The organism is Pseudomonas sp. PWP3-1b2, from assembly GCF_049896045.1.
In the GTDB taxonomy this organism is placed as follows: domain Bacteria; phylum Pseudomonadota; class Gammaproteobacteria; order Pseudomonadales; family Pseudomonadaceae; genus Aquipseudomonas; species Aquipseudomonas antarctica_B.
The window spans coordinates 116,883-129,116 of record NZ_JAFCTN010000005.1; the positions used below are offsets into that span (position 1 = coordinate 116,883).

The following is a 12,234-nucleotide window of genomic DNA, read 5'->3' on the forward strand; positions in this document are numbered from 1 at the left end:
GAGCCTCCATTCGTAGTGTGCGAATGGGCGCCGTTGTGCGTTTAGTATCAGGCCGTATAAAGCAGGCCGGACAACGCCCCATCCGAGCCTGACAGGAAGAACCTGCTGCAGCGCCCCTCGGACAGGTGGCGGGAGAACGGTATCAACTGGAGATGACCGTTTTGAAACGGTGGGGATTATAGCCGTGTACGCGGCACTTCCCAAGCCTTTCTGTCGGCCGGATGAAGATCGCTCATGGGCATGATAGGCAATGGCTCATAGAGCTTGGGGCCGGGCTCTGCCATGATGTTGTCCATCATTTCGCAAGACGCTTTGGAGTGACCATGAACTTCCACACCCGCAAATGGGTAAAACCCGAAGACCTCAACCCCAATGGCACCCTGTTCGGTGGCAGCCTGCTGCGCTGGATCGACGAAGAAGCGGCGATCTACGCGATTGTCCAGTTGGGCAACCAGCGCGTGGTGACCAAGTACATCTCCGAAATCAACTTCGTCAGCGCCTCGCGCCAGGGTGACATCATCGAACTGGGCATCACCGCCACCGAGTTCGGCCGCACCTCCATCACCCTGACCTGTGAAGTGCGCAATAAAATCACCCGTAAAAGCATCCTGACTGTGGAAAAAATGGTCTTCGTCAACCTGGGCGAGGACGGCCTGCCAGCGCCCCATGGCCGTACTGAAATCAAATACGTGAAAGACCAGTTCACCGGGGACGGCATCAGCGAATAAACCTGTGGCCGGCCAGTGAACGCTCTTGATGGGTGATAGGTCGTACCTGAACACAGCCCCCCCGTTCAGGTAAGACCATGGCTACTCAAGAAGACGGTAAAACCCCCAACCTGTCGCAGGAAGAGCAACAGGACGTAGACAAAAACCAGCCGCCCCGCGCGGCGGTACTGCATGAAATCATCCGCACCCAGGGCGACCAGGAACTGGAGCGCAATGTGGCGGCCCTGTGGTGGTCGGCGCTGGCCGCCGGCCTCACCATGGGCCTGTCGCTGATGGGCATGGGCTTGCTCAACTCGCGCTTGCCGGACGGTGAGGCATTCAAGGTCATCGCCAGTTTTGGCTACTGCGCAGGCTTCCTTGCGGTGATCCTGGCGCGCCAGCAACTGTTCACCGAAAACACCCTGACCGCAGTGCTTCCGGTAATGAGCAAGCCGACCTTCGCCAATGCCGGCCGCTTGCTGCGGCTATGGACGGTGGTGCTGGTGGGCAACCTGTGTGGCACCTTGCTGGTGGCCTACGTGATGCTGCACTTGCCGATCTTCGACACCAAGACCGACCTGGCCTTTCTCGAAATCGGCCGCAAGGTCATGGAGAACGACCCCGGCCAGATGTTCGCCAAGGGCATTATTTCCGGCTGGATGATTGCCACCATGGTCTGGATGATCCCGTCCATGGAAAGCGCCAAGATGTTCATCATCATCCTGATCACCTACCTGATGGCGCTGGGGGATTTCACCCACATCGTGGTCGGCTCGGCGGAAGTGTCCTACCTGGTGTTCGCCGGCGAATTGCCGTGGAAAGACTTCTGGCTGGTGTTCGCCGGGCCGACGCTGGCGGGCAATATCATTGGCGGCAGCTTTATCTTTGCGCTGATCAGCCACGCGCAGATTCGCAGTGAAAGCAGCCTGCCAGGCAAAAATGCTGCGGACCCGAGGCATCCGCAGCAGATCGACAAACGTCAGTGATGCTCAGGCGTGGCCTGGGGTTCGTCCCGGGTCACGCGCTTGACCAGCTTGCCGATGCTCAACCCCTGCAGCAGGATCGACGACAGCACCACGATGTAGGTGATGCTCAGCAGCAAGTCACGCTCCGGGCCCAGTGGCAGGGCCAACGCCAGTGCCACCGACACGCCGCCGCGCAAGCCGCCCCACGTGAGAATACGGATAGTGCCACGCGGCACGGTGCGCCAGCGGCGCAGCAGCAGGATCGCCGGGGCCACGGTCAGCAGGCGCGAGAGCAGAATCGCCACGGCGAGCAAGCTGGCGGCAAACACGTGCAGCCAGTTAAACGGCAACAGCAGCAGTTCCATGCCGATCAGCGCAAACAGCATGGCGTTGAGCATGTCATCGAGCAGCTCCCAAAAGCCGTCCATGTAACGCCGGGTCATGTCGTTCATCGCCAGCTTGCGGCCCAGGTTGCCGATAATCAGACCCGCCACCACCATCGCAATCGGCGCGGAGACGTGCAATTCGGTGGCCATTGCCGAGCCGCCGATCACCAGGGCGAGGGTCAACATCACTTCAATCTGATGCTGTTCGATGCTCTTGATCATCAGGTACACCAGGTAACCGATCAGCCCGCCAAACGCTACGCCGCCAATCGCTTCATGCACAAACAGCATGGCGGTGGCGCCCACGGTCGGCGTGTCACCCAACTGCGCGATGCCCAGCAGCACGGTAAACACAACGACTGCGGTGCCGTCGTTGAACAGCGACTCGCCGACGATGGTGGTTTTCAGAGGTTTTGAGGCATTGGCGGTTCGCAGCACGCCCAGCACCGCAATCGGGTCGGTGGGCGAGATCAGTGCGCCGAACAGCAGGCAGTACAGGAAGCTTATGTGCCAGCCAAACAGGGCAAAGATGTAATACGCCAGGCTGCCGATCACCACGGTGGCGATCAACACACCGAACGTCGCCAGCAAGCCAATGGGCCAGCGGTAGCTGCGCAGGTCGCTGAGGTTGACGTGCAAGGCGCCGGCGAACAGCAGGAACGAGAGCATCCAGTTCATCAGCAAATCGCCGAAGTCGATCTGGCCGATCAGTTGCTGGATGCGTTCTTCCAGGCCCGGGTAGCCGATAAAGCTCAAGCCTTGCAGGATCAGGGAAAACAGCAAGGCGGTGACCATCACGCCGATGGTCGGCGGCAGGCCAATAAAGCGGAAGTTCACATACGTGAGCAGGGTGGTGAGGCAAATGAAGGCGGCGACAAGTTCAAGCATCCGGGGTCCTTGGAAGTTGGGGTGGAACAAGCATGATGGGGGGATGGACCGCAGCAGCGGCCTGATGTTGCAAGGTATCGGGCAAAAGCCTGATAGAACCTTTTGGCGCGTCGCCGCTCATAGCGGGTAAGTGCGGCTCGGCTTTTTTGATGCTAAAACTCTAACGTCTGACTAAAACGACAAAAGGAATCAGTGATGACCGTCGCTTTCTGGTGTGTGTTGATCGCAATTGTTCTGCCTTATCTGTGCACGGGAGTCGCGAAGTTCAGCGGCGGCAAGTTCGGACCACGGCACAACCACGACCCGCGTGCCTTCCTGGATACTCTCGAAGGCGTCGCCAAGCGTGCCCACAACGCGCAACTCAACAGCTTTGAAGTGACCCCGGCGTTTGCGGCGGCGGTGATCATTGCGCACCTGGCCGGCACCGCGTCGCTGGTGACCATCAATGTGCTGGCCGTGCTGTTTATCACCAGTCGCCTGCTGTACATCATTTGCTACCTGGCGGACTGGGCGATGTTCCGGTCGCTGGTATGGGCGGTGGGAATGGCGCTGATTGCGAGCTTCTTTTTTGTCTCGATCTAAAGCCTGACGTCGCACTTCTGTGGGCGCTGGCGAGCCAGCTCCCACCGTTGGTTTTTGGTGCGTGTCAGGTTCCGGCTGGCGCATCCGGCACCTGCGGCAACGCAGCGCCCTTTGGCCACAGCATCCAGATCTGCCCCTGCTGCTTCATGTTCCCTGCCAGTTCCCCGGCTGCCTGGCCAGTGCCCCAGAACAAGTCCGCGCGCACTTCGCCGGTGATAGCGCCGCCGGTGTCTTGAGCGGCCACAGGCCTTGTGATCGGCGAGCCATCCGGCTTGGTCGTCGACAGCCACAACAGGCTGCCCAACGGAATCACCTTGCGGTCCACTGCCACGCTGTAGCCGGCCGTCAGCGGCACGTTCAGCGAACCACGCGGGCCTTCATTGCTGTCGGGGCGGGCGCTGAAGAACACGTAGCTGGGGTTACTCGCCAACAGTTCAGGAATACGTTGCGGGTTGGCCTTGGCCCAGGCGCTGATGGCGCCCATGGTCACGTCTTCTTTCTTCAGAGCGCCTTGCTCAACCAGCCAGCGGCCGATTGGGCGATAGGGGTAGCCGTTCTGGTCGCCGTAACCCACTCGCAGTTGCCGCCCGCCTGCCAGTTGAATGCGCCCGGAACCCTGGATTTGCAGGAACTGCAGGTCCATCGGGTCGGTCAGCCAGGCAATCGGCTTGGCAGTGGAGCCCTGGCCGTTGATGGTGCTCGCATCGTCATAAGGCTTGAGTACACGGCCTTCAAGGCGGCCACGCAGGCGTTTGCCCTTGAGTTCGGGGTAGATGCTTTCCAGGTTGACGATGATCAGGTCATCCGGCACGCCGTACACCGGCACGTGGGCGGTGGCGGTTTCGGTCAGGCTGCCGGGGTAGACCGGTTCGTAGTAGCCGGTAATCAAACCGTTCGGCGTGTTATCCGCCGAGCGCAGGCCGAACACATCCAGGCGCTCCTTGAGAAAACCGCGAACGGCTGGCGCATCTCCCGGCACCGTGGCGGCGGCGGCGCAGGTTGCGCCCCAGACCGGATCAGCCTTGAGGCGTTGGCAGGCGCTGCGCCAGGATTCAAACCCAGCCAGCAAATCGCTGTCGGACACGGCTGGCAAGGCTTCCCACGGTGCACTCACATAGGTGGCGACGGCATGGGGTTTGACGGCGTCGTCTTTTTTGCCGGTGTCTTTGCCGCCATCGCAACCGGCCAGCAGCGCGATCATTGGTAGAGCCCACGCCAATCGGCGGCTCCAGGGTTTCAACGTGACATTCATACCAGTAATTCCTGAAGCGATTGCCCGGGCATTGGACGCCATCGGGCAACCCTTATTATTAATAGGGCTATTGGTCTTTGCAGGCGGGGCGAGGATACTGGCCGCCATTTCCTGTGACCTTGAAACCCACATGACTGTTAAAAGACTGACCGTAGTACTGCTGGCCTGCCTGACATTGTCCGCCTGTGGTGGCGTCGATCCGAATTCACCCTTGGGTCAGCGCAAGGCGATTTTCAAGCAAATGCTCAAGACCAGCGAAGACCTGGGTGGCATGTTGCGTGGGCGTATCCCGTTCGACGGTGCAAAATTTGCCGACGGCGCGGTCAAGCTGGATGCGTTGTCCCATGAGCCCTGGAAGCATTTCCCGAGCGTGCGCGAAGACGATCACACCAGCGCCAAAGACAACGTGTGGCAGCAGCAGGCACGTTTCCAGGCGTTGGCGCGAAACCTTGAAACGGCCACCGGTGAATTGGTGAGCGCAAGCCAGGTCCAGCCTTACAAAGCCAGCAACCTCGGGCCGGCCGTGCAGAAGGTCGAAGATGCCTGCACCGCCTGCCACAAGCAGTTTCGCGACCACTGACCGCATTTACTCGTCGAGTTCCTCTACGGCGTCCTGCAGCTCTTTGCGGGACTCGGCAAGCTTGTCTTTGCGCTTGTTGATCTTGTCTGCGTCGCCCTTTTTCATCGCCTTGTCGAGGTCGGCCTGACGGCGGCTGACTTCGTGCTTGGCATCAAGCACCTTGTTCTCGCGTTCTTTGCGCAAGGACGCGTCGGTGCAGTTGGCGGTGACTTCGCTCAGGGCTTTTTCCAGGCCCGCTTGCTGTTCGCTGTTGCCATGGGCCTTGGCTTGTTCGATCTGGGTGCTGATGGCCTGGCGCTTGGCAGCGCAGCCGGTGAGTTGCGGGGCTTCTTCGGCGGCCAGCAACGGCGTGGCCATAAAGCTTGCGACGGTTAACAGGGCAAGCGGGGCGAGAAATTTCATAAAGGGCTCCAAATGTCGCAATCAGATGGCAGGGTGAATTCTGCCGTTGGTTAAAAGGGGTCGAGTCGATTCAAAAACCGTCAATACCCGCCACACGTAATGTTTCAGCCAGCGCCTGAACGTGCGGGTCGCGAAAAAAAGCGCTCAGTTGCGCTGCGCGAACCGGGCCGATGCCATCAGTGGTCAGCCAGGCCTGGGTGTCTTTGGCGACCAATGTCTGCCAGTCACCTTCAAGGTTGTTGCGGGCCACAGGCGGTACGCCCAGGGCTTTGAGCCATTGTGCAAACGGGCGTTGCCGCGCACTTTGAATGCTGTCGAGCACCCGCGCACGGCTGCGCTCGCCGAAGCCATCAATGTTAGCAAGCTCTGCCGCATCCAGGGTTAACCAATCGAGAAAGCCTGCGATTAGACCGGCCTGGATCATTACGTTCCAGGTCTCGCGCCCCATGTGCGGCATGGCCAGGCCCTGGTTACCACTGAGCCAGGCCAGGCGAGCGAGCAATTGTTCCTCGCAGCCGGGGTCCAGTTGCCAGCAACTCAGGGCGTGATAATCCGCAGCATCGGGCACTGGCACCGGCACCCTGGTTTCGTTGCGCAGAATCACCCGCTCCAGCCGCGGAATGACCTGGCCGGCAAGGCTGATGGACACCTGATCGCCGGGGCGTATATCCAGCCTCTGCCAGCGTTTCAGCGAGCCAACGCTGACGCGACTGATCTGCCGGTCATCGAGCCGCACCGGTTCCAGCGCCAGGATGGGCGTGATGCGCCCGGTGCGGCCGATCTTGAAGTTCACCGCTCGCACCAGTGCCAGTGCTTTGGCCGCCGGGTATTTCCAGGCGACTGCCCAGTAAGCATCGCTGGCCTGCCAGCGTTTGGCGGGCGCTCGCGCCGCCTGGTGCAACACCACGCCATCGCTGGCGAAGGGCAGTGGGTGGTTGTACCAGTAAGTGCGCCAGTGCGCGGCCTCGGCGATGGTCTGAACGGGTTGGCTGTAACGCCCCGTGTCGCTGAAGCCCAGACGTGCCAGGGTGGCCAGGCGTTCGCTGAAGTCTGCCGGGCCGTCGGGCCAGGCCCAGACGAATAAGCCAATCCCGGCACACTCGGCGTCGCTCAATGGTTGTCGGCGGTTCATCAGCCCGGCTACTTTGCCCCGGGCACTCAGCCCGCCGCGTGTGGATTGCACATGATCGGGCAGGCGCCAATAGAGTTCGCCTTGCAGCACCAGGTCGATGGGTTCCGGCAATTGCTGGACGATGCCGGGAAGCGTGCGCGCGGCGGTTGACCAGTCCTGGCCGAGCAAGCCGTCGCCTCGGCTGATGACCTGGCTCAACCGGCCTTGGCGATAGACCAGCGTCACCGCAACGCCGTCGACCTTGGGCTGAATCCACACCTGTTGGCGTGTGCCAAGCCAATCGCTCACCGCCGGCTCATCCGGCAGTTTGTCCAGGCCGGTATGGGCGACCGGGTGCGGCAGCGTGCCGCGTGAACTTTTCAGGGGCGTGTCAGCTTCCCGAGTGATGTCAGGCGCGCATTTGCGCCAGCGGGCAAGGCGCTGGCGAGCCTGGTCGTAAAGCTCATCACTGACCGGCGATTGGCCGAGCCGGTGGTAGCTGTCATCCCACTGGCTGATCTGTTTGGCCAAGGCGTCGACCTGTGACCAGGCATCATCGGGGCATGCTTCGGCCCATGCCAGAAAGGGCAGGGCGCTGAGTAATAGAATTATCAGTAAACGCATCATGAGCATCCTTGCTCGAAAAGGGTGCCCAGCCTAAGTCATCCGCTCACTCGCAAAACAGCCTGGTGGCACGGCGAAATTGTTAGCTGATTTCTGTAACGGGCAATAAAAAGCCCCGCCGGGCGAACCCGGCGGGGCTGTGTGTACCGTGAGCGATTACAGGCCGGCGGCGGTGCGCAGGTCGTTGGCTCGGTCGGTTTTTTCCCAGGTGAACGTGGTGAAGGTGTCGTCGCCGACAGTCTTCTGCGCAGGGGTACGACCGAAGTGGCCGTAGGCTGCGGTTTCCTGGTACATCGGGTGCAACAGGTCGAGCATGGTGGTGATGGCGTACGGGCGCAGGTCGAAGATCTCACGCACCAGCTTGACGATCTTGTCATCGCTGATCTTGCCGGTACCGAAGGTATTCAGCGAGATCGACGTAGGCTGGGCCACACCAATGGCGTAGGAAACCTGAATCTCGCAGCGCTCGGCCAGGCCGGCAGCGACGATGTTCTTGGCCACATAACGACCGGCGTAAGCCGCCGAGCGGTCTACCTTGGACGGGTCTTTACCCGAGAACGCGCCACCGCCGTGACGGGCCATGCCGCCGTAGCTGTCGACGATGATCTTGCGACCGGTCAGGCCACAGTCGCCTACCGGGCCACCAATGATGAACTGGCCGGTCGGGTTGATGTGGAACTGAGTGTCTTTGGTCAGCAATTCGGCAGGCAGCACGTGCTTGACGATCAGCTCCATCACGCCTTCGCGCAGGTCGTTGTAGGACACGTCCGGGTTGTGCTGGGTCGACAACACCACGGCGTCGATACCCACGACTTTGCCGCCTTCGTAACGGCAGGTTACCTGGGACTTGGCGTCCGGGCGCAGCCACGGCAGCAGGCCGGACTTACGGGCGTCGGCCTGGCGCTTCACCAACTGGTGAGAGAAGGTGATCGGCGCCGGCATCAGCACTTCGGTTTCATTGCTGGCGTAGCCAAACATCAGGCCCTGGTCGCCGGCGCCCTGATCTTCAGGCTTGGCGCGGTCAACGCCCTGATTGATGTCGGGGGACTGCTTGCCGATGATGTTCATCACCGCGCACGTCGCGCCGTCAAAGCCCACGTCGGAGCTGGTGTAGCCGATCTCGGTGATCACATCACGAACGATCTGCTCCAGGTCGACCCAGGCAGACGTGGTGACTTCGCCGGCGATGATCGCCACGCCCGTTTTCACCAGAGTCTCGCACGCCACACGGGCGAACTTGTCTTCAGCAATGATGGCGTCCAGCACCGCGTCAGAAATCTGGTCGGCGATTTTGTCCGGATGCCCTTCAGACACGGACTCGGAGGTGAAAAGGGAGTATTCGCTCATCTCGATGTTTTCCTGATATTTACCGATGGTGAGTGTCGCCAGCCGGTCGCTGAAAATGGCGGACCTGAATCTGGAAACCATTACGTAAACCTACATAGAGGCTTTCCCCGGGAACGAGTCCCGCAGCGGTGGCCCAACGGGCCAGATCGTCCTGTTCAAAACCCAACCAGAGATCACCGCAGGCCTCCCTGGCCCAATTCTGGTTGTGGCTGCATAAATCCGTAACCAGCAGGCTACCGCCGGGGTGCAGCAACCCGGCCATTTGCTTGAGGGCGTCGGCGGGGGCGGCAAAATGGTGCAAGACCATGTTCAGCACCACGCAATCGGCCCGCAGGCTGGTGTCATTCAGGGCGTCGGCCAACTGCAGGTTGACGTTGCCCAGCGCCTCGCGCTCGCACAGCTGGCGCGCCAGTTCGAGCATCGCCGGGCTGTTGTCGAGTGCCGTAACCTGTTGAAAACGGCGCGCCAGTTCCGGCAGAAAACCACCGTCGCCGGGGCCGACTTCCAGCGCCGTCGCTTCATCACTGAAGCTCAGCTTGTCCAGCAGCGCCAGCACGCTTTCGCGGTATTGGGCCAGGCCGGCAATCAGGTCCTGTTGGGCGCGAAACTTCTCGGCCACCCGTGAGAAAAAGTCCTGGCTGGCGGCGGCGCGTTGCCCGTGAACCTGTGCGATACGCGACTGCACGTCACTTGGCAGGCTCAGGCTGTCCACTTCTTCAAGCAGGGCGGCATGCAGCTTGCCACCGAGCAATTCGGTGTGGGGCAGGGCGCGGCGGTAAAAAATCGCATTGCCTTCGCGGCGGGTGGCCACCAGGTCGGCCTGGGCCAATACCTTCAAGTGGTGGCTCATGCCGGACTGGCCGATGGCGAAGATCCGCGCCAGCTCCAGTACACCGAACGAATCGTTGGCCAGTGCGCGCAACACGTTCAAACGCAACGGATCGCCAGCGGCCTTGCATAAGGCTGCCAGTTCATCGCCGTCGTCGGGACGCAGGGAGGGCACGGGTAGGTTCATAAGGCCAGCAGTCTAGAGACGGGTGGATATCCCCGCAAGGGCAATATCAAAAAGTTTTGATATTGATCGATAAGTGGCGGTTATAAGCAGCCGCTATTACCTTTGAACGAACCGACTGGCCCTTTCTGCAAGGCATTGCGCTGCAAACGGCAGGAAAAACACCCCAAGTGACTATCTGTCATTGCCCGCAGGCGGTGGCTGAGGGAAAATGCCGGTCCTTTTTTCCGTTTCTTTTATTCAACCTCCAGGAGATCAGCGATGCCCAGCCGTCGTGAGCGTGCCAACGCCATTCGTGCCCTCAGCATGGATGCCGTGCAAAAAGCCAACAGCGGCCATCCCGGTGCCCCGATGGGCATGGCGGATATCGCCGAGGTACTTTGGCGTGATTACCTGAAACACAACCCGAGCAACCCATCGTTCGCCGACCGTGACCGCTTCGTGCTGTCCAACGGCCACGGCTCGATGCTGATCTACTCGCTGCTGCACCTGACCGGCTACGACGTCACCATTGACGACCTCAAGAGCTTCCGCCAGCTGCACAGCCGCACCCCGGGCCACCCGGAATTCGGCTACACCCCAGGCGTCGAGACCACCACCGGTCCCCTGGGCCAGGGCCTGGCCAACGCCGTTGGTTTCGCCCTCGCTGAAAAAGTTTTGGCGGCGCAGTTCAACCGTCCTGGCCACAACATTGTCGACCACCACACCTACGTGTTCCTGGGTGATGGCTGCATGATGGAAGGCATTTCCCACGAAGTGTCGTCTTTGGCCGGTACTTTGGGCCTGGGCAAGCTGATTGCCTTCTACGATGACAACGGCATTTCCATCGACGGCGAAGTCGAAGGCTGGTTCACCGACGACACTCCGAAGCGTTTCGAAGCCTACAACTGGCAGGTAATCCGCAACGTCGACGGTCACGACCCGGAAGAAATCAAGATCGCCATCGAGACCGCGCGCAAGAGCGAGCAGCCGACCCTGATCTGCTGCAAGACCACCATCGGTTTCGGCTCGCCGAACAAGCAAGGTAAAGAAGACTGCCACGGCGCCCCATTGGGTGACGCGGAAATCGCCCTGACCCGCGAAGCGCTGAAGTGGAACCACGGCCCCTTCGAAATCCCGGCTGACATCTACGCCGAGTGGAACGCCAAGGAAAAAGGCCTGGCCGCTGAAGCCGAGTGGGACCAGCGTTTTGCTGCCTACTCCGCTGAATTCCCAGCGTTGGCCAACGAACTGGTGCGTCGCCTGGCCGGTGACCTGCCTGCCGACTTCTCGGAAAAAGCCTCGGCCTACATCGCTGAAGTCGCCGCCAAGGGCGAAACCATCGCCAGCCGTAAAGCCAGCCAGAACACCCTGAACGCCTTCGGCCCATTGCTGCCTGAGTTTCTCGGCGGTTCGGCTGACCTGGCCGGTTCCAACCTGACCCTGTGGAAAGGTTGCAAAGGTGTCACGGCCGAAGACGCCAGCGGCAACTACATGTACTACGGCGTGCGCGAGTTCGGCATGAGCGCCATCATGAACGGTGTGTCGCTGCACGGCGGCCTGGTGCCTTACGGCGCAACCTTCCTGATGTTCATGGAATACGCGCGTAACGCGGTACGTATGGCTGCGCTGATGAAGAAGCGTGTGATCCATGTGTACACCCACGACTCCATCGGCCTGGGCGAAGACGGCCCGACGCACCAGCCGGTCGAGCAACTGACCAGCCTGCGTACCACACCGAACCTGGATTGCTGGCGCCCAGCCGACGCGGTGGAGTCCGCCGTGGCCTGGAAGCACGCCATCGAGCGCAAGGACGGCCCTTCGGCGCTGATCTTCTCGCGTCAGAACCTGCAGCACCAAGTGCGTACCGACGCGCAGATCGCCGACATCAGCCGTGGCGGTTATGTGCTCAAGGACTGCGAAGGCGAGCCGGAGCTGATCCTGATCTCCACCGGTTCCGAAGTCGGCCTGACCGTTCAGGCATACGACAAGCTGACTGAGCAAGGCCGCAAGGTCCGTGTGGTGTCGATCCCGTGCACCAGCGTGTTCGAAGCCCAGGACGCCGGCTACAAGCAATCGGTATTGCCGTTGCAGGTCAGCGCGCGTATCGCCATTGAAGCGGCTCACGCCGACTACTGGTACAAGTACGTGGGCCTGGAAGGCCGCGTGATCGGCATGACCACCTACGGTGAGTCGGCGCCGGCGCCAGCCTTGTTCGAAGAGTTCGGTTTCACCCTGGAAAACATCCTGGGTCAGGCTGAAGAGCTGCTGGAAGACTAAGTCAGTCTGCGTTGTGTGTACTGGCGCTATCGCGGGCAAGCCCGCTCCCACATTTGGATCGCGGTCTAATGTGGGAGCGGGCTTGCCCGCGATAGCGTCAGAACATTCAACACCGAACG

Annotated in this window: 11 protein-coding genes and 1 riboswitch; of the genes, 5 read left to right on the top strand and 6 right to left on the bottom strand. The window is 61.0% G+C overall.

All coding sequences use genetic code 11. From position 1 onward, the window contains the following. Positions 1–18: 18 nt before the first annotated feature. Positions 19–125: riboswitch (S-adenosyl-L-homocysteine riboswitch) on the bottom strand. A gap of 198 nt (positions 126–323) precedes the next feature. Together ACP7A2_RS05270 and ACP7A2_RS05275 are read left to right on the top strand one after the other, a co-directional pair. Further along, positions 324–728: an acyl-CoA thioesterase gene (locus ACP7A2_RS05270; protein WP_348061527.1), complete on the top strand. Its 405-nt coding sequence runs from the start codon at positions 324–326 to the stop codon at positions 726–728. 77 nt (positions 729–805) lie between these two features. Beyond that, complete coding sequence (locus tag ACP7A2_RS05275) at positions 806–1,693, top strand: formate/nitrite transporter family protein (protein WP_426133374.1); 888 nt, start codon at positions 806–808, stop codon at positions 1,691–1,693. Here the strand turns inward: ACP7A2_RS05275 and ACP7A2_RS05280 are convergent. Continuing rightward, positions 1,687–2,946 carry a cation:proton antiporter gene (locus tag ACP7A2_RS05280; RefSeq protein WP_426133375.1) on the bottom strand — a complete coding sequence of 420 codons (1,260 nt, stop codon included), beginning with the start codon at positions 2,944–2,946 and terminating at the stop codon, positions 1,687–1,689. The two genes, ACP7A2_RS05275 and ACP7A2_RS05280, sit on opposite strands and share 7 nt — an antisense overlap. Before the next feature lie 195 nt (positions 2,947–3,141). Between ACP7A2_RS05280 and ACP7A2_RS05285 the strand changes: the two genes are divergently transcribed. After that, complete coding sequence (locus tag ACP7A2_RS05285; protein ID WP_375066515.1) at positions 3,142–3,528, top strand: MAPEG family protein; 387 nt, start codon at positions 3,142–3,144, stop codon at positions 3,526–3,528. A gap of 64 nt (positions 3,529–3,592) precedes the next feature. On the opposite strand, the gene mltA is transcribed toward ACP7A2_RS05285, so the two are convergent. Continuing rightward, complete coding sequence (mltA, locus tag ACP7A2_RS05290) at positions 3,593–4,780, bottom strand: murein transglycosylase A (protein WP_426133376.1); 1,188 nt, start codon at positions 4,778–4,780, stop codon at positions 3,593–3,595. Between the two features lie 130 nt (positions 4,781–4,910). Here mltA and ACP7A2_RS05295 point away from each other — a divergent pair, with 130 nt between their 5' ends. Further along, positions 4,911–5,360, top strand: a complete 450-nt coding sequence (locus ACP7A2_RS05295; RefSeq protein ID WP_426133377.1) for a c-type cytochrome — start codon at positions 4,911–4,913, stop codon at positions 5,358–5,360. A gap of 6 nt (positions 5,361–5,366) precedes the next feature. Here the strand turns inward: ACP7A2_RS05295 and ACP7A2_RS05300 are convergent, their stop codons facing one another. The 4 genes from ACP7A2_RS05300 to ACP7A2_RS05315 all read right to left on the bottom strand — a co-directional run bounded on the left by ACP7A2_RS05300 (position 5,367) and on the right by ACP7A2_RS05315 (position 9,859). Continuing rightward, positions 5,367–5,762 (bottom strand): DUF1090 domain-containing protein, encoded by a 396-nt coding sequence (locus tag ACP7A2_RS05300; RefSeq protein WP_426133378.1) that lies wholly within the window; start codon positions 5,760–5,762, stop codon positions 5,367–5,369. 70 nt (positions 5,763–5,832) lie between these two features. Next, entirely contained in the window at positions 5,833–7,500 is a 1,668-nt protein-coding gene (gene ligB / locus ACP7A2_RS05305; RefSeq protein WP_426133379.1) for an NAD-dependent DNA ligase LigB, read from the bottom strand. A gap of 153 nt (positions 7,501–7,653) precedes the next feature. After that, positions 7,654–8,844 (bottom strand): methionine adenosyltransferase, encoded by a 1,191-nt coding sequence (gene metK, locus ACP7A2_RS05310; RefSeq protein ID WP_426133380.1) that lies wholly within the window; start codon positions 8,842–8,844, stop codon positions 7,654–7,656. Positions 8,845–8,863: 19 nt separating this feature from the next. Continuing rightward, positions 8,864–9,859, bottom strand: coding sequence for an ArsR/SmtB family transcription factor (locus ACP7A2_RS05315; RefSeq protein WP_426133381.1), 996 nt, complete (start codon positions 9,857–9,859; stop codon positions 8,864–8,866). Positions 9,860–10,117: 258 nt separating this feature from the next. Here ACP7A2_RS05315 and tkt point away from each other — a divergent pair, with 258 nt between their 5' ends. Further along, positions 10,118–12,115, top strand: coding sequence for a transketolase (gene tkt, locus ACP7A2_RS05320; protein ID WP_426133382.1), 1,998 nt, complete (start codon positions 10,118–10,120; stop codon positions 12,113–12,115). Positions 12,116–12,234: the final 119 nt, after the last annotated feature.